15 protein-coding genes and 1 tRNA gene are annotated in these 18651 nt (G+C 35.3%); 10 read left to right on the top strand and 6 right to left on the bottom strand.

Annotated features, from left to right (window positions below):
- The first annotated feature begins 56 nt into the window (after positions 1 to 56).
- The 5 genes from H602_RS0117155 (at position 57) to H602_RS0117135 (ending at position 4758) form a co-directional block, all read left to right on the top strand.
- Positions 57 to 143: transfer RNA gene (locus tag H602_RS0117155), tRNA-Ser, on the top strand.
- Positions 144 to 415: 272 nt separating this feature from the next.
- Positions 416 to 1651 carry a site-specific integrase gene (locus H602_RS0117150; protein ID WP_026979124.1) on the top strand — a complete coding sequence of 412 codons (1236 nt, stop codon included), beginning with the start codon at positions 416 to 418 and terminating at the stop codon, positions 1649 to 1651.
- 169 nt (positions 1652 to 1820) lie between these two features.
- Complete coding sequence (locus H602_RS0117145) at positions 1821 to 2708, top strand: helix-turn-helix domain-containing protein (protein ID WP_026979123.1); 888 nt, start codon at positions 1821 to 1823, stop codon at positions 2706 to 2708.
- A 121-nt stretch (positions 2709 to 2829) separates the two neighbouring features.
- Positions 2830 to 4341 (top strand): MauE/DoxX family redox-associated membrane protein, encoded by a 1512-nt coding sequence (locus tag H602_RS0117140; protein WP_026979122.1) that lies wholly within the window; start codon positions 2830 to 2832, stop codon positions 4339 to 4341.
- A 135-nt stretch (positions 4342 to 4476) separates the two neighbouring features.
- A complete protein-coding gene (locus H602_RS0117135; RefSeq protein ID WP_026979121.1) occupies positions 4477 to 4758 on the top strand; it encodes a DUF6520 family protein in 282 nt (93 codons plus the stop codon).
- A gap of 49 nt (positions 4759 to 4807) precedes the next feature.
- Here the strand turns inward: H602_RS0117135 and H602_RS0117130 are convergent, their stop codons facing one another.
- Genes H602_RS0117130 through H602_RS0117120 form a run of 3 tightly spaced genes read right to left on the bottom strand, consistent with a single transcriptional unit; the run spans position 4808 to position 11793 of the window.
- Positions 4808 to 7399 carry a S9 family peptidase gene (locus H602_RS0117130; RefSeq protein ID WP_084404285.1) on the bottom strand — a complete coding sequence of 864 codons (2592 nt, stop codon included), beginning with the start codon at positions 7397 to 7399 and terminating at the stop codon, positions 4808 to 4810.
- Complete coding sequence (locus tag H602_RS0117125) at positions 7399 to 8817, bottom strand: RagB/SusD family nutrient uptake outer membrane protein (protein ID WP_026979119.1); 1419 nt, start codon at positions 8815 to 8817, stop codon at positions 7399 to 7401. The genes H602_RS0117130 and H602_RS0117125 overlap by 1 nt, the downstream gene beginning before the upstream one ends.
- Before the next feature lie 12 nt (positions 8818 to 8829).
- Positions 8830 to 11793, bottom strand: a complete 2964-nt coding sequence (locus H602_RS0117120; RefSeq protein ID WP_026979118.1) for a SusC/RagA family TonB-linked outer membrane protein — start codon at positions 11791 to 11793, stop codon at positions 8830 to 8832.
- Between the two features lie 853 nt (positions 11794 to 12646).
- On the opposite strand from H602_RS0117120, the gene H602_RS19125 reads away from it, so the two are divergent.
- The 5 genes from H602_RS19125 to H602_RS0117095 all read left to right on the top strand — a co-directional run bounded on the left by H602_RS19125 (position 12647) and on the right by H602_RS0117095 (position 17313).
- The gene (locus tag H602_RS19125; RefSeq protein ID WP_035759945.1) at positions 12647 to 12934 is read left to right on the top strand and encodes a hypothetical protein; all 288 of its coding nucleotides are present in this window, start codon (positions 12647 to 12649) and stop codon (positions 12932 to 12934) included.
- Positions 12935 to 13154: 220 nt separating this feature from the next.
- Positions 13155 to 13352 (top strand): helix-turn-helix domain-containing protein, encoded by a 198-nt coding sequence (locus H602_RS0117110; RefSeq protein WP_026979117.1) that lies wholly within the window; start codon positions 13155 to 13157, stop codon positions 13350 to 13352.
- Between the two features lie 3 nt (positions 13353 to 13355).
- Positions 13356 to 13529 carry a hypothetical protein gene (locus tag H602_RS20030; protein ID WP_157505160.1) on the top strand — a complete coding sequence of 58 codons (174 nt, stop codon included), beginning with the start codon at positions 13356 to 13358 and terminating at the stop codon, positions 13527 to 13529.
- Between the two features lie 11 nt (positions 13530 to 13540).
- A complete protein-coding gene (locus tag H602_RS0117100) occupies positions 13541 to 16651 on the top strand; it encodes an Eco57I restriction-modification methylase domain-containing protein (RefSeq protein ID WP_026979116.1) in 3111 nt (1036 codons plus the stop codon).
- Positions 16648 to 17313, top strand: a complete 666-nt coding sequence (locus H602_RS0117095) for a hypothetical protein (protein WP_026979115.1) — start codon at positions 16648 to 16650, stop codon at positions 17311 to 17313. The genes H602_RS0117100 and H602_RS0117095 overlap by 4 nt, the downstream gene beginning before the upstream one ends.
- Positions 17314 to 17323: 10 nt before the next feature.
- Here H602_RS0117095 and H602_RS19120 read toward each other — a convergent pair whose 3' ends face one another.
- Genes H602_RS19120 through H602_RS19115 form a run of 3 tightly spaced genes read right to left on the bottom strand, consistent with a single transcriptional unit; the run spans position 17324 to position 18644 of the window.
- The gene (locus H602_RS19120; RefSeq protein WP_026979114.1) at positions 17324 to 17704 is read right to left on the bottom strand and encodes a S1/P1 nuclease; all 381 of its coding nucleotides are present in this window, start codon (positions 17702 to 17704) and stop codon (positions 17324 to 17326) included.
- A gap of 57 nt (positions 17705 to 17761) precedes the next feature.
- Positions 17762 to 18304, bottom strand: a complete 543-nt coding sequence (locus tag H602_RS0117085; RefSeq protein WP_026979113.1) for a type II toxin-antitoxin system VapC family toxin — start codon at positions 18302 to 18304, stop codon at positions 17762 to 17764.
- Positions 18291 to 18644, bottom strand: coding sequence for an STAS-like domain-containing protein (locus H602_RS19115; RefSeq protein WP_169516048.1), 354 nt, complete (start codon positions 18642 to 18644; stop codon positions 18291 to 18293). Before H602_RS19115 ends, H602_RS0117085 begins: the two co-directional genes overlap by 14 nt.
- Positions 18645 to 18651: the final 7 nt, after the last annotated feature.

The following is an 18651-nucleotide window of genomic DNA, read 5'->3' as shown; positions in this document are numbered from 1 at the left end:
AGTACACGTTAAATTTCGTAAATTGCTTTTTTTTATTGTTATTTGCACACCAATAAAGAGAGGTGTCTGAGTGGTTGAAAGAGCTAGCCTGGAAAGCTAGTATATGGGCAACTGTATCGAGGGTTCGAATCCCTTCCTCTCTGCAAGAAAAATCCTAAACGGTAGCAAAACCCTTTAAATCTTATGATTTAAAGGGTTTTTTATTTTGATTAAGTACCAAATAATGCATTCAAGCTTTATTAATACGATGCTAAATCGAGACCTTAAAAAACAGAGAAATCTGGGTCTCGCTAAAACATCGTAAACAATCAGATCAAACACGTAAACACATGAACAGCAAGCTGTTCAAAAGATATACATCTTGTTTGTTATTGATTAAAGTTCGAAATTGAATAGTAATTAAAAGGTCACCACTATGATAACAAAAATTACACTGCATTTCTATGCAAAAAGTACAAAAGCCAATGCGGCGGGCTTACTTCCAATTTATGTACGTTTAACAGTCAATGGAAAAAGGTTAGAGTACAGCACTAAAAAATTTATTGATAAATCTAAATGGTCAAGTCAACTATCAAAAATGAAAGGCACTACTGAAAGTTCCCGTTCAATAAATAGTTATCTAGATTTAGTAAAGGCAAAGATTCTTGATGTTCAGATGCATCTTCTTCACAGAAATGAAGTTTTATCAATTGAAAATTTTAAAAGTCTTTTATTTGAAGATGAAAAAAAAGCGAGAACACTTATTCCCGTCTTTCAAGACCACAACAATCGAATAAAGGAACTCATAGGTAAAGAATATGCAGCAGGTACTTTAGAGCGCTACAAAACCTCTCTAAAGCACACAGTAGAATTCATGCAATGGAAATACGGAACTTCGGATGTTGAATTAAGCAAAATAGATCATGCATTCATAATGGACTATGAATTTTATTTGAGAAGCGTCAGAAATTGCGCTAATAATACTGCCGTTAAATACATTAAGAACTTTAGCAAAATAATCAAAACCTGCATTGCTAACGACTGGGTGGACAAAAACCCATTTGTAAACTACAAATCAAAAGTAAAAGAAGTTGAACGCGTTTATTTAACTGAAGTTGAAATTCAAAATATCATCGAAAAAGACTTCAAAACACAAAGACTTTCACTTGTTCGAGATATTTTCATATTTAGCTGCTTTACTGGCTTAGCATATGTTGATGTCAAAAACTTAACAAAGTCGCATATAAACTTTGGTATCGATGGTGAGAAATGGATTTTTACACACAGGCAAAAAACAGAATCAGCTTCTAAAATACCAATTCTACCAGTAACACAAATGATAATTGATAAATATTCAGACAATCCACAATGTATAAATGTAGATAAATTACTCCCTGTTCTGTCCAATCAAAAAATGAATGCATATTTAAAAGAAATTGCTGGAGTTTGTGAAATTGAAAAAGAACTAACCTTTCACATCGCGCGACATACATTCGCTACTACGGTAACATTGACGAACGGTGTTCCAATAGAAAGCGTGAGTAAAATGTTAGGTCATAAAAATTTAAGAACTACGCAGCATTATGCGAAAGTACTTGATAAAAAAGTAAGTAATGATATGAATTTACTTAAACAAAAACTCTCTCAAACCTTGCAACTTAAAATATTGTAAATTATTTTTAATTTGTTTTAAATCAGTATTTTACAATATTTTAAAAAGTGATTTAAGAATGAAATAGGAGGGTCAATTCGTGAATTGACCCTCCTATTTCTTGTAAGCATTGTAGTGGATACCTACATTTGTCAGACTTCCCTCGACACTTTTTTTCAATTATAACTTTATGAATAATCAAGTAAACTACAAGAGGGTAAGAGATATCTATGAAATGCTTTTTGAAATGGCAGCTGGTAACTTTTCGTTACGCTTAATTAAGTCAAAAAAGGAGGACGAGCTAGATCAAGTGGCTGCTATTCTAAATGAGTTGGCAGAGCAAATTGATCAACTATTCCAAACTCTAGGAAATGATGCACCCAAATACATTATAAAAAAATTCTTACAGCCACTTATAATTCTGAAAGATCGTTCCATAATTCAAAGCTTTAATCAACTCTTAGCAGAGCAATTAGATTACAAGGAAGATTTTTTAATACAAATGGATTTTTACGACATAATAACTAAGGAGTCTAAAAAAGTATATGATAAATTACAGAATAGGCGCAATGGAAAACGAAATACAGCAAATAAAATTAAATTGACATTTGTAGGGAATCTGAACCAAAAAATTCATTTTTTTTGCACGGTGGAAAAGCTTTTTCCAAGTAATATCGTAGTGATAAGTACTGTTTCAAACTTGCTAGAGCAAACAAGGCAATCAAATTTTGTGATAGATAAGAATAAGGACGAATTAAAGATAGCAGCAATTTACGAGTACATAATGACCAATCTCAGAATGCCCTTACCTACAACAAAGGAATTCGCAGAGCGATTGAATATAAATGAATTCAAAATTAAGGAAGACTTTAGAAAAAAATATCAGACTAGCATTTATAAATTATATACTGACGAGAGGTTAAAATTGGCTTATACATTAATCGAGCAGACAAATATGTCTTTCGTCTCAATAGCATATGAGAGTGGATATCCTAATTATACAACTTTCTATAAAGCATTTCTTAAAAAATACAACTGTAATCCAACGAAAATCACACGAAAAGAACCAATGAAATAAGGAACTCCGAAATTGAATAATAGGATTTCCCGAAATTATGACAACACACTCAATTGAATAACAGAACTTTACACTTAACAATTAAGGTATTGAAATGGAGATTTAATAAAAAAGTAAAGTCATGAATTTAACAAAAATACAAAATAGTATACTTCGATTGATTTATTATTCTTATATAATATTATTTACCTACGCAGCAGCTATAAAATTGATGGAGCATGAAAAATTCAGTATGCAGTTAGGACAATCACCTGTACTCACTTCTTATGCTGGAACCCTTAGCATAGTTGTACCTTTAATCGAAATTGTAATTGTTGTATTTTTATTATTGCCACGAACACAAATAGCTGGACTATTTTCAGGATATCTTTTAATGGTATCTTTTACAGCCTACATACTAATCATTCTAAATTTTAGCAGTTTTATTCCGTGCTCATGTGGTGGGATTCTTGAAAAGATGGACTGGAATACACACCTTTTATTTAATTCAGCTTTTGTAACTCTCGCACTTTTAGGTTTATTAATTTCCAAAAGTAAAAGTAGATCTCTAGCTTTATTAACGCCAGTACAAACAGGTGCTTTTCTTTTAGTAAGCACCACTTTAACAATAGCCTTCGTTTGGGGACTCTTTTTAAACTCTGAAAAAAAGGTAAGTGAACAAAACGATTTCATAAGACAATTCCCAATGCCTGTTCATGTAGCAGACCGCATAATCGATTTAGAAGTAAATTCATATTATTTTGCAGGAGTGAATTCTGATTCTCTTTATTTAGGAAATTTTACTTCACCACTTACAGTACTTTCGTTTACAAAATCTTTACATTTAAAAAAACGTCATCAAATCCAACTTGATACAATTCTAAGCAAGTACCAATCACTAAAATTAAATATAGTCGGCCATTATTTTTATTTAATGGATGGGAGTGTTCCTTGTATTTATAAAGGATCAGTGTCAAACTGGAAAACAAAATGGCAAGCAGGGATTAGTACTCAATTTACATTAACGGTGCCTCAAGATTCTGTGAAGGTAGTTTTTCGGCAGTTTAGTAACAGGTTTGAATCGAATGTTCTGGGTGTTTTTAGTATTGAGAACAGCGTCAAAAAGTACCTCAATCCTAAGATACTGGTTAAACAAGAGGTACCTTTTTTTGATACAGATGGTATTTTGCTTTATAACAATCATCAAAAAAAAGTGCATTACATCTATACGTACCGAAATGAAATAGTGACAACAGATAATAACCTACAAGATCCATATTCTATACAAACGATTGATACAGTGAGCCGAGCACAGATTTCAATAAAACAATTGAAAAATGGGGAACGAACTTTTGATCAGCCTCCTCTGGTAATCAATAAAAAAGCGGCAGTTTATGCTAATTTAATTTTTGTTCAATCAGAAAGACTTGGTAAGTGGGATAGATCGGACAAACTTAAAACTGCGAGTATCATAGATATCTACGACTTGAACACAAAGCAATATCGCGCCAGTATGTATCTAGAAAAAGTTAAAAATCAAAACATGGATTCCTTTATAGTTGAGGGCACTAAGTTGTATTATCTCTCCGGAATTTTTTTGGCTGAAGCAGACCTGGGTGATAAAATTACGAGGTATTATAATCCAAAAAAGTAAGTATCGTATCGATATGTAAAAGGAATGACTTCATTTAAAAATAAGAATATCACAGTACAAAAATATATCCGATCGGTATCAGGGGAAGCTGAAAACCTGTTCACAGAGTAAGCATTATTTTTAATAGTTAATATTATGAAAACTAAATTTTCAACCGTGATCATGCCAGTGCTATTAATGGTACTAGCATTGACAAGTGCTTTCGGAACAGCAAACAGTTCCAAAGAGCAAGCTGATTTTGTTACACAACCGTTTGAGTTGCATAGTGAACTTGCAATTCCTTGTGTAATGAAAAACCAAAGTTGTTCAGTAACCGTTAGTGGTACTTTTTGTCGAGTAAGTCAAAATCCCGCTAATCCACGTCTTTGGGAAAAAGACGAAGATGGAAATTGTACAATTGCATTGTACAGACCATAATTTTTAAAAAAGCAATGCAGTCTTATCAGACTGCATTGTTTATTTTTTTCTATTGCTTTGGATGCATCCATGTTTCTTCGGGTACATCTTTTAAGTAGTGATCAAACCAACCTTCAATTTTATTCGTTAAGTCAGCAATCATTCCTATGTCGGTCAGTCCATGCCCTTCTTTAGGATAGTTAAGTAGGATGTGCTTCTTTCTTTCACGACGCATCGCCATATAGAGCTCCATACTTTGAGTAGCTTCCACTTGGCTATCTTCCAGTCCAGTCCAAGATAATAAAGGCGTTTCCACTTGTTTCACATAATAGATAGGCGAATTAATTATATAAGCCTCTTTATTTTGAGTAACCGATTGACTTATTCGCGATTGAGATTCTTCAACTCTAAAAATGTTGGGCACTTTAAGATTTCGATATACAGATAAGGCAGTACTTGTAAAATCAGTTATAGCAGACCCTGCCACTGCACAAGCAAAAGTGGTACTTTGCGTGATGATAAAACAGGTTTCATAACCGCCGAAAGAATGTCCAATAAGACCCATTTTTTGTGGATCGATTGGAGCTATTTTCAGTGCAGCCGCTACCGCATTTTCGACACATATAGTTGCAGATTTACCTGCTAAATCCGTTTCATAAGCAATATCGGGAAGCAATACAAAGTAGCCTTTTGAAAGGTAATGAGTGACATTAAACCCTTCTTCAGAGGTCGAATTGGATGGTAATAAGTGCTCGTGGATGGCATTCGATTGCTGCTCATAAATGTAGGTAATCATCGGGTATTTTTTGCCTTCTTTAAAACCGTAAGGAAAGTATAATAGTCCTCGAAGTTCTGCTCCTGTATTTGATTGATAGGTAATTACTTCCAATCTTCTAGGAGCAAAATGGTTTTCCTGTTTATTACTTACAGCAATAGTTTTTGCTTTTGCATGCGCTTTGCTTACCATCACCTGTGGTGGAATTGCATAACTTTCTGAGATCCAAGCAGTATTTTTGCCTTTTCTTACAATGCCGTATATTTTTTTTTGGTCTTCATAGACCGCTACGTTTTTCAAGCCTTTATTCCAGAAATATAAACCATTCGTGCTGTAGTCAGCACTGCGTCCATGAAGGAGTAAACCATTTTTTAGGTCGTAAATAGGCAATACTGCCATTCTGTATTCAGAACCCAAGTCGGTTTGTTCCGCTTTTAGTATCCGGTACACACTACCCGTTTGCCTACCATGGGTCAACTGGGTTACTCTCGTTCCATTTAAGGCAACTTCCCAAATATCAAATGCATCAAAAAGGAGCACTGCTTTTCCATCCGCAGTCCATCCTGCACAGCCTACAGATTGTCCTAGCGCAACAGAATGATTTTTGTCGTCTGCAGAAATACCAATGACATCGGTCAATAAATGATGTTCTGCTAGTTCTAAGTTGTAGATATACCACACCCCCTTTCTGAAATAAACAATGTTTTTTCCTTCTGGAGTCGGATAGAATTGGACTTCACTCCCCAACTGCTCAAGCAAGAAACGGCTAAGTTTTCCTGTTTTCAACTCCATGAGAGATAGATCTACATCGGCATTTGCCTTAAATTGAGGTTCATGGGTTTTGGGGTTATGCAAAATAGCCCATTTTGCATCAGCGGTAACAATCGCCTTCGGTAATTTAGGATCGGTAATCTCCAAGTATTGATCCGTTAGTATATTCCACATCATCAGGTGCAAACTGCGAGAAAATCCCATGACCATTTGTTCTGCGGGATAAATCCATTTATCTCCGGCATTCCATACCTGCACAGCATTTTCAGGATTTTTAGCAAGTGCTGTTCGGTATCTTGCTTTAAAAAATATCTGTTTTCCATCCAATGAAAATTCTATAGCCGTGTGTGCAGGAATACGTAAGCTTTCTAAAGGACGTTGCAGTGTTTGTAATGATGTAAGCGCTTCGGATTGAATGTTGTAATGATACAGCAGCATTCCCATACTTGTTTCTTCCAAAAAAGCAAGTTGTGTGCCATTCGATGACCAAATGAGCTGAACAATTCTCGTGAATTGTTTTTTTACAGGTAGTTCTACAAAATGGTTTCCTTTCCTATGGAGCACAATTAACTTTGATTGCCCTTGTTTTTCGATAATAACAACAACATCAGATGTTTTCGGATTTATCTTGTAGGAACTTGCGTTTGCTACAGAGTATAATAGTGCTCCGCTGCAACTTCGTAATTCCAGAGTCTTAGCATTTCCGGTCGAAAGTAAGAAAACTAAGCTAGTTCCCGCTACATCAAATTGGTCCACATTTCTAAAAGTTTGTTTTTTATCTTTTTTTAAATCAATGAGATATACCTCTTCGCTGAGCTGCACAACCAAATGGGTATCTTTCACAAACAAACCTTTTTTGGCCTCCGGAAAAGTATAGCGCTTTTTTCCTACCGTCGACTGTGCAAAAAGAGTATCGCTCAGTGCTCCTGATAAGCGGTATAGCAACCATTCACCACTGGCATCCATCATTTGTGTGTTCACCATAGTCCACTGCGAATAATCTTCTGGAGTAGGTATTCTACGTGGTACTTCCTGCGCCTGAACATACGAAAAAGTTCCAACAGTCAAGAGGAGCAGAAAGCGATGATATACGATGTTCAAGTTAGAGATTTGCATTAGTAACCGGGATTTTGAGGCAGTAAGTTTGAATTTAATAGCAACTCTTCTTGAGGCAATGGAAGAAATGCATCCGTAGTATTCCAGGAAGCTTTAGTAGTGCTTAACACAGCATCGAGCAGACCGTTTCTTTTCAAATCAAAAAAGCGGTGACCATATTCCGTAAACAACTCCACACGCCGCTCCTGTATAAGTGCACTTAGGATTTCTGCTTTCGATTGTGCAGTTGTGGAAGGAAGTCCAGCAAGCAGGCGTACCACATTTAAATCTTCTTTTGCACCAATGAGTTCTCCTTGTTGCGCTCGGGCTTCACTGCGAATAAGGTATTGTTCTGATAACCGCAATACAATCGAGTATTCTTGTTGCGGCGTGCTGTTACCAACTTTTTTATACTTGTTCGCATGATACCAAGTACTCGTTCCATCCGTCACAGCTTTGATCCAGTTTTCCTTCCTCAAATCACCAGCTTCAAATGCCAATACTAAAGATTCGCTTAGGGCAACTTGTGGCGGTGGTCCTGAATTAAATATAAAAGTAGCACCTTCATCCGTGTTTCGTGTGGCCGTACGCGGACTAAATTGCCAGATAGTAGCCGTGCTTTCTTTCAAAAAAGTGCTTGCGAGTGTAGTCGAACTACTGTAAGTATCTGTAGCATTGAGTACAGCTGAGGCACTGTTGGAAGCCTCCCCCCAATTGCCATTATACAAGTATACTCTTGCCAGCAGTGCTTGCGCTACATACCTATTGATACGAACCCTTTCTTCTGAAGGGTAAGCAATATTTAATAAATCACTTGCCTCCTCAAGTTCTGCAATGATGTGATCCATTACTTCTGCTTCTGCTACACGTTTTACTTTACTGTTCACCGTATAATCTGTCGTGGTAATGTACGGCACAGCACCATAAATCTGAATCAAGTTAAAGTGTAGAAAAGCCCTCAGTACTTTCGCTTCGCCCATTAATTGGTGCTTCAATTCTTGTTCCAAGGCATCCGATCCTTGCAATCCTTCCAATACGGAGTTAACGGCATATATTTGCGTATACGTGGCGTTCCACCACTCTCGTAGCATACCTGTAGTGGGTACTAAGGTATTTTTGTAATACTTATCACTATCATCATTACTAGCACCCCAAAATGAAAGTTCGTCGCTGTAAAGCCCCATCATTTTTGACATTCCTGTCGATTTTCCAGTAAGCAATCCCGCATCGCGCACTTGCGCATACACGTTAGTCAAAGCAGCAGTGGCGGTCGCAGGGTCTTCAAATACAGCATTTTCATTCATTTCCGTTACGGGCATACTCGTTTCGGTAAAACTATCGCAACTGCTCAGCAAACTAAGCAACCAAACGCTTCCGATCAGTACGATCATATATAGAGGTACTGTACTTTCTAATCTGTTTTTTATAAATTTTTTCATCTGTTCTAAGTATTAAAAATTAAACTGTAATCCAGCGGTAATCACACGCAACGGAGGCAACTGCCCAACACCTATTTGTTCAGGATCCATGCCTTTGAATTTTGTAAAGGTCAGTAGGTTTTGCCCTTCCAGTGAAGCACGACAACCTACTTTTCCAAACCAACTCTTCGGAAATTCAAAGCGCAAGGACACGTTTTTTAAGCGGATGTAGGAAGCGTCTTTAATTACTGCATCACTAGCCGTATAATTGTAAAAGGCCGCTTCTGCAACTCCGTTGGCACCTGTAGTATAAATTTGTTTGGGAGTCTTATCCCCCGGTTGCTGCCAATGGTCCAATACCGAAACGTCTTGATTAGACACGGCTCCTGGCAGTCCAAAGGCTTCGGGAATACTCAGCTGCTCTTGTTTGACAAACTGAAAACTGAAATCCAATTGCCAGTTTTTGTAACGCAATTGGTTCTGAAGTCCACCAAAGTAGGAAGGGTTGAGGTCCTTTACAAACTGCTGATCTTCGGGTGCCGTAATAATCCCGTCGCCGTTTACATCCTCAAACGTGTAGATACCCGTTTCAGGATCTACGCCTGTAGCATGAAATACTTTTATAATGTTCAAAGGCTGTCCTACGATGTATTTATTAGCAAAGGTTGAACCTTCGAGATTGGGAAACGATTTTAAGGTATTTGTAGCGCTAGAAAAGTTGAAACTTGTAGTCCAGCTAAAGTCGGTAGTTCTTATGTTTTCCGTTCGCAGTGTTACTTCCAGTCCTTTGTTCTCTACAGTGGCATCCAAGTTGGCTTGTAGCGTAGCAAACCCAGTAGTTCCTGGCAAGGGCACGCCAACCAATTGGTTGGACGACCTGTTTTTATACCAAGCGGTGGTAAGAAAGATCCGGTCTTTCAGAAGGCCCAATTCGATTGCTACTTCCATTTTTTTATTGGTTTCCCAACCAAAATCAGCATTGTAGAGTCGCGTAGGCTGCAATCCTACAGTACCTTGGTATTGCGTGGTGGCAGGAGTGTAAGTGTTTAAAAACTGGTAGTTTCCTATTTGATCACTTCCTGTTGTACCGTAACTGGCTCTCAATTTACCAAAACTTAAAACAGACTGATCTTTCAATCCGTTTTCATTACTAAAGAGCCATGCGGCACCTACGGCTCCAAAATAGGCAAACTGTTTTCCAGGGCCAAAGCGACTCGATCCATCACGACGTCCCGTAAGGTTCACGATATAACGGTCTTCCCAATTTAAATTAACACGACCAAAAACAGATTGGTAATGGTATTCGGACTCATCAAAGGCAGTGACCCGCAAGGTGGTGGCGGCAACAGGGTTATAAATCATGCTGTTGCTTGTAAATCCCGATGCCATCATCCCTTGCAAGCGGTTGTTTTGGCTTTGAAAGGTGCTGCCCAACAGTACATCTGTTTTTAAGGTGCCCGTAGTGGGTTTCCAGTGCAATTGGGGTTCTATGATCCACGACTGTCGTGCCGTATTGGTGTAAAAGTTCAGCGAGCTATCACTGCCTACTCCATAAGCAGGATTGTAGATGGTAGAAGGATACGTGCTGCTTTCATAGTGACTGAGGTCGGTAAAACCCATATTACTTTTTAACTCCAAGGTAGGGAGCAGCGCATAGGACAAAATACCATTCACAATCAAATCATGGGTTTCCGCAATAGAAAGCCCATTTAAATTTCGCAACGGGTTTTCAAAAGTATTGTTTTCCCAGTTCAAGTTCCCTGCTTCATCATACAACGCGGGTGCATTGGGAGGCAAGATCCACGCTTCTATGGATAAGTCGGTACTCGGTTGGTTGTTGTCCTGCACCGTGTAGCTCCCCGTCAAACTCATGCGAAACTTTCCGTCTTCCGATTCGTGATTGGTATTGAAGTGCAGGTTTGCTTTTTTGTAGCCAAAGTCTCCAGGAAACACCGTTGTTTCGGAGCCGTAATTGGTGCTTAGCAAAAACTGCGTACGCTCCGATCCTCCCGAAACCGAGGCATTGATATTGGTGATCTTTGCCGTACCCCCCAGCAGTTCCCGTTGCCAATCGGTATATCTGTTGGCATCCCATGTACCATTTACGTCATAAGCACTTTCAGGATACTCCGTAATGCCGTCATTGGCAAAGGCTTCTTTCCGCATCGCCACATACTGCTGGGTATTGAGCATCTTCATATAATGACCCACTTGTGCATAACCTTGTGAGAACTTGGCGCTGTAGCGCGTCGCGCCTTTCTTTCCCTTTTTGGTAGAAACCAGTACTACACCATTGGCGCCTCGCGAACCATATATTGCCGTGGCATCAGCATCTTTTAAGATCTCAATACTTTCAATGTCGGCGGGGTTAATGTTGTTCAGCGGACTCGTTAATGCAGGCATAATGCTCGCCGAACTGCCCGAACCAATCGGGTCGGAGGCATACGGCACGCCGTCAATTACGTATAAAGGGGCATTGCCCTCGTTGCGCAAACTGTTAATACCGCGTATTTGAATGTTAAAGCCTCCTCCTGCAACACCTGTATTTTGTGTAATATTCACCCCCGCCATCCTGCCTTGCATCGTGGCAAGAAAATTCGTCACGGGTTGGGTTTCGATTTCTTTTGCCGTAATCTTGGCAATGCTACCTGTGCGTTCTTTGTCTTTTACTTTGTAGTAGCCGGCATTCACAAACACTTCTTCCAGTGTAGTTTTGTCGGATTGCATGATGATTTTCAGCGTTGTTTGTTGTCCTACTTTAGTAGTGATTGTAACATAACCAATGCTAGAAAACACCAAAGTATCTTCCGGTGAAGCAATAATTTGAAAGGTACCATTCGCATCAGTTGTAGTACCTAAAGTTTTGTTTTTGAGTTTTACATTCACGCCAGGTAAGGTACCTTGCGCATCGAATACTGTTCCGCTGACCGGAACACTTTGAGCAGAACTTATTGATAACCAGAACAGTAACAACAATTGTAGTAGGGAGAACGGCATATAGCCCGTCCTGCCCCGAAAAAGTAGATTTTTTTGCATACTTTTGAAAAGTTAAATGAAACGTAAGTTTTGTTTGTCTTGGTCCTCTAACCTGGCTGCAACTGGTATTAGGGGACCTCTTTTTTGTCATTGCGAGGAACGCGGCAATCTGTCATTGCGTGAAACTCGGCAATCTGTCATTGCGAGGCACGCGGCAATCTCATTATGTTTATACCATAGGCACTAATTTATTTATCATTCCGTTCGCCGCTGCAAATCAGGATCTCGGTTTGTTACTATTCACCATCTAATTCCTTTGTCATTCCGTAGGAATCTCTTTCATTGCTAACGTAAGGAACAGTCACAACTATCTTACGTTTAACATTTATACTAAAGTTTATAAAAGAAAAAAAGCCACCCTTGTGTAGATATAGCGCAACGTAGGCAACTTCTTTCCAACTAACTAAACCAAACCTATCTTTGTCATCCTGAATTTATTTCAGGATCTAATTATTAAGAATACAGTGTACAATCCTCGTAAAAGAAAGCAGTGCTAAGAATAAAAGGAGAGTAGGTCTTTTGAAAAAAAAAGCGTGGAACTCAGCTTAAACGTTATCACGGTACTGGTATACCCTACACACGAATAAGTGAGCCCACGCCTAGAGCGTGAGCATCGTACTTATTATCTCGTGTGTTTAAAATTACCAGTTTTTGATAACGAGATTCTAAGCGAATGCTTCAAATATATTTTGAAGAGTCGCAAAATTACAATTTTCATTGCAATCGAAAACAAATATAATAATTATTTTACTTATTACCGAATTCGGTAATGAATTTTTTTATGAATTAAATCAAATTGCATAAAAATTTCAAAATGGAGCAGGAAAATAGCACTAAAAAAATTAAAGAATTAATTGCTAATAAAGTAAAATTTGTCAAAGGAGAAACACCGTATTCATTGATTGCTTCAAGATGTAATATTCATAGTGGAAAAATAAGTGACATTGCTAACAATAAAATTAATTGTCAAATAACCAGTTTCATTGAACTTGCAAAAGGCTTACGTATTCATCCTAAAGAACTTTTAGATATCGATTTCGATTTTGAATTATATTATAAAGAATTAGACTCAAGTATTAAGTCAGAGAAAAAAGATGCTTAGGTATCTTTTTTTTATGCCTTTAAATTAATGTATCATAATTGAAAAAGCGTTATTTAAATCGATATATTGCCAATCACCGCTATTTTTTCAAGCTTTAACTACCATTTAAACTATAAATAATTTTAATATTTCAGCCAAACAGAATGATGATTTAATCGCACATTATGTGAGATGTTAAACTTTTATCCTTATTTTTGACCACAATATAAAAAGTTCAAAAATGAACCGAATAAAAGACGTTTTAGAACAGAAGGGAATTAAACAAAAATGGTTGGCTGTACAATTGGGAAAGAGCTATAATATGGTAAATTCGTATGCCCAAAATAGGCGACAACCAAGTATAGAAAACCTATACAAGATTGCAGAAATCCTTGACGTTGAAGTCGCAACATTATTAATTGAAAGAAAAGTTAACTAAAATATGGACGAAACAAGTCTAACTCCTGATCAAGAAAAAATCAACGCACCACGACAGATTTTACCTGAAGCATTTAGCGGAGGAAAAATTGATCGGGAAAAGAAAGGAAACGGCCAATTAAAAACCAATACCGTACTTCAGATGAAAGATGCAGGAATTGAGTTTAAAACGATATAAGAATAGAGCAAATGGAAAAATTAAATGAAATATTTTCGAAGCTCGGTTTAAATAAGGAAAATGGGCTTTTCGTTATAAAAGAGAATAAATGGAAAACCGAAACTTCCTTCCCTAATAGGGTAAAAAGATTAATTGAGCGCAAAATTGAGCCTGATGCTATTTTTGTGTTTGATAATAAACCAATGATATTGTTTTTTAAAGACAGAGAAAACAAGTCTGAATTACACGAGGCTATTTGGAATTTTAATGAATGTCCAATTGCTATTTTTGTTGATAATGAGAGTGTTGATATTTTTAACGGATTCAATTATTTAAAAAAGAATAAATCATTAGAAAAGCTTGGAAATACCGATAAGCTTACAAATTTCAGCTACTTTGAATTAGTAACTGGAAGAACTTGGGAGCAATATAAGGAACAATTAGATTATAAAAACCGAGTAGATTATCATTTACTTCAGAACATCAAAGCTGCACGTGAAATTCTTGTTGAAGGCAATGAGAGAAGAGCCAAACTTGTTAATGCACTTTTAGGTAAAATTATTTTTGTTCGATATTTAATTGACCGAAAAGTTAAAATAAAATTTGATGGTAAATCACGTACTTGGTCTAACACAGAGTTTTGTGATCTATTAGATGATCCCGAAAGTATACAAGCATTTTTTGAATATATAGAAGATAAAGACAAAGGTTTTAATGGTGATTTATTTCCATTATCAGCAAGCGAATATCAACAAGTCGGAAAAAATGATTATCAAGTATTAAAAAGATTATTGCTTGGAGGTAATATCGCCAACAATCAACTATCACTATTTGAACTATACGATTTTTCTATAATCCCGATTGAATTTATTAGTAATGTTTATGAAATGTTCATAGGCAAGGAAAATCAAAAAGAAGAGGGAGCTTATTATACACCCCTTTTTTTAGTGGATTACATTCTGAAAGAAACTGTAGAAAAACATTTGTCAGATATTAGTAAATTAGATGTTCAATTGAATGAAATTTTATTGAATAAACCTGGCAATTATTCCTACTGCAAAGTACTTGATCCAGCTTGTGGTTCAGGAATTTTCCTTGTAGAAACACTTCGGAAAATTATTGAAAAGTATATTAATGATACTGGAATAAAGGTTAAGGATGATAAATTCAAAACTGCTATAAAAAATTTAGCAAAAGCAAATATCTATGGTGTTGATAAGGATTTAAGTGCTGTACAGGTTGCTGTTTTTTCAATCTACCTTACTTTATTGGATTACTTAGAGCCTCCTGCAATAGAGACTTTTAAGTTTCCTATTCTTTTTAATACGAATTTCTTTGAAGCAGATTTTTTTGATGGGAATGCTATATTTAATAGCCAATTTAAAGATATTGAGTTTGATTTTATTTTAGGAAATCCTCCTTGGAAAGGAAATGGAATGAATGATCTAGGCAAAAGCTATTTAAAACATAGAAAGAATGAAGAGAAGCCTTTAAGAAAGAAATTTACTATAGCAATTAATAACAATGAAATAGCTGAGGGATTTGTACTAAGAGTAAGTGATTTTTGTAATAAGAAAACACAAATTGCATTCATAATAGGGAGTAGAAGTTTGTATAATTTGGGTTACAATAAAGAAGAATGTAGCGTTTTCAGGCAGTATTTACTTGAAGAATATTTTATCGATAAGGTATTCGAATTAGCACCAGTACGATATGAAGTATTTGAAAAATCAAATAAACCTGCTGTAGCACCTGCAGCCGTTATTTTTTATCGTTATGCAAATGGGGTAAATACTGATAAAAACATTGTAAATCATATTTCATTAAAACAAAGTAGATTTTTCTCGTTGTTTAAAATATTTACCATAAACCGAAGTGATTATAAACAAGTACAGCAAGACAAATTAAAAGAATTTGATTGGTTATGGAAAGTGCTGGTATATGGGTCTTATTTGGACTTTAACTTTGTAAGAAGATTAAAAGATAATTTTCTTAGTATAAAAGAAATTATTGGAGATAAAAATAAATTTATTTATGCTACAGGCTTCCATAGCAGATCTAAAGCTTTGGATACTCCAAAAGACACATCAGGAATTGAAAACATACCTTTTATAAAAACAAATGCTGTTCAATCTTTTTTTATAGATTATGAAAAAGAAGATTTATTAGAAAAGGAAAAAATTGATCTTATTAAAGATATAAGAATTTATCAAGCCCCTATGTTACTAACAAGGAAAGGTCTGGATATGAATACTCTTACTGTTAAGAATTCGATTGCAACAAAAGATATAATTTTTAAAGATGGTATTACATCAATCAAACCGTTGAATAAAAATGATGTATCAACATTATTTAATATTTCTGCTATTTTTTCATCAAATCTATTTACATATTACGCAATCAATACTTTTGTTTCTATTGGAATAGAAAGAGAACAAGTTCAAAATTATAATAAATTTAGTTTGCCCTATTTTGAATTAAACATTAATAAAAACATTGAGAATATTGAGAGAGCTAAACTACAAATCTATACAGAGCAACAAGAAATATTAATTGATAATCATAAAATACATAATTTAGAAAACGATGTAAATGCTGAATTAAATAACATAAATAAATCCATTTACGAGAAATTAGAATTAGAAGATGCTGAATTATCATTGATTAACTATGCTTTAGAAATTAATCTAAATTTGATTGTTGGAAACGATAATAGTAAAAATGAATTGTTCTCAACAATCAACCTAAATGATGAAATTCTTAATAATTATGCTTCCGTTTTTATAGAACGTTTTAAATCAAAATTAGAAAAAGACGGTAAAAGATTTGTTGTAGAAATTTGGCATACAAACCAAATTATAGGAATGTTTTTTAAATTAGTTCCTGTCTCCTCTTTCAAAAATGCTATAATATGGGAGGACAAGCAAGGTAGCGATTGGGAAATCTTATCCGTTCTCACAAAAATAAGTTCAGAAAAAGTTACAGATAAACTATTTATTCAGAAAGACATAAGAGGATTTGAAAAAGACTATTTCTATATTTTTAAACCGAATGAAAAGCGACTTTGGCACAAAGCCATTGGTTATTTAGATGTAAATGAATTTGCTGATGCCATTCTTAAAGCGGGGAGGAAAGGGATATGATATTTACAGAACTAAATGCCTCTGGCTATGAATATAATGGTATTTTCTATAATGCTGAATTTGAAGATGTACTTTCAAAAATCATTATTTGCTATAATTTAATGATAGCTAACAATGTATCACTAACGAATGATGAAAATGCTATTAGAGATGTGCTATTGATAAATTACCTGAAAGATAATTCAATCAGAAAAAAGATTAAACTAACTGACTACCTATTTGACAGGGAGGTTCCAGAAGACAGAAGTATAGGTAGAACTGATTTAAAAATTCAGACACTAAATACTTTTCAGGATACAAGTGCATATTACATTATTGAATGTAAAAGGCTTAATGCTACAAATCTTAATGGTTCAACTGGTTTAAATGCAAAATATATCAAAGACGGAATGTATAGATTTGCTTCAACCACTTATTCAACCCACTATAAAACAAATGGGATGATTGGTTTTGTGGTAGAACCAATAGATATTAAAGCTAATGTAACGTCAATCAATAATCTATTAGCAAATAATTTTTCAGAAGCAAATACAACACAAGATTTGCAGTACCGAGAAATTGTAACAGATTTTAGCTTCTCTTATTGTTCATGTCACAATGTCTCAGAAGATAGTGTGGTTCTTTATCACTTAATGTTTAATTTTTCAGAAAACATTCAATGAAACTACCGTTTTAAATCAATAAACCACTTTGTGCAACATATTCATCGCTTACTTTCGCTTTTTTATAATCATAAACAGCTCCAAGCAAAGTACGAGAGTCATTGCCCCAGCTTACCAAGTCTATTTTTTGTAAACTCTTTAATTCAATAGAGGTATAAGTTTGTGCTTGCAAGCAATCACTAAGAGTAATACGCTCGTAATAAATAATACCTGAGTCCCAAAACGAGTGTAAGTTAGTACCTTTATCTTTATAATTAAACTGTACCGTATGGCCTCCTTTATCATGCCCGTAGCCAAGGTGTAAAGGTTGGTGCAAATCCCCAATCAAATATAACAAGTATAAAATTTTCAATTTAATTTCGGCTTTAGCCAATGTATCTTTGTGCTCCAAAGCTTTCAGAGTTTATTGAATTTGATTTATTGGTAAACAAATACAAAAATAAAACTATTATACTTGAGTAGTAATAATTTCAACTTTAGCCTCTAATAATTTAAAATCACCATCATTCGTTACAATTTTGTAATTATTTAGTCTAGACAATTCAGCAATATAGGCATCATTATAATCAATCTTTTTAAAGTCTTCTAATATGGAGGTATTGTTTACAGCATTAAAATTATCACTAACCAATGTAACAATGGGTAGACGTAATATTTTATTTATCGCTACAGTAATCGATGCAACAGAATTCTGGTACACATCAGTGCCCACAAAATCTTTCTTAAAGTTCTTTCCTACATGAGAATTAGAATCAATCCACTGATTAAAATCTCGACGTAATAAAACATTTGAAAATTCAGATAGCACCAGGGAAGTTAAAAAAAGTGGCTTGTCTTGTGTTAAGAGCTGTTCTAAAAATTTGGAATACTGCAATTGGTCCTTTTGCTGATAATCTGCAACGGTTCCAAATAATAATAGCCATACATTGGTATCAAAAAAAAATTGGTCAGAAAAACCAATTTTAAAATCTGAAAGCTTAGTTACTGCCATAGAAAGCGTCATTTGAGTTCTTTTCAAAAGAATCTTTGTCAGCAAAATATTCTTTCGCACGCTGGATTACATCCTTAAAGAGTACACGGTCATCTTTTTCAACATTTTCTAGCTTTAGATATTCGTTTAAAAATTCCCCTGTGTATTCTTTTTTACTGTACAAACTTCCAATTGCAGCATTCAGAAAAGCTGTAATCATTATTGTAATGCCTCCAAAATCGAGCTCAACCTTTTCTTTTTGCTGAAGATAGGAGTCTACAATCTCAAAAACTTTCTTACCATTTTCAGTAGAAACCGCTAATTCTGAATTAATTATATCTTTAATTACTAAGTGTTTCATGGTAAAA

Origin of the sequence: Flavobacterium tegetincola DSM 22377 (assembly GCF_000425485.1) — a bacterium.
Classification (GTDB): Bacteria; Bacteroidota; Bacteroidia; order Flavobacteriales; family Flavobacteriaceae; genus Flavobacterium; species Flavobacterium tegetincola.
This window is presented reverse-complemented; position numbering and strand designations above follow the sequence as displayed.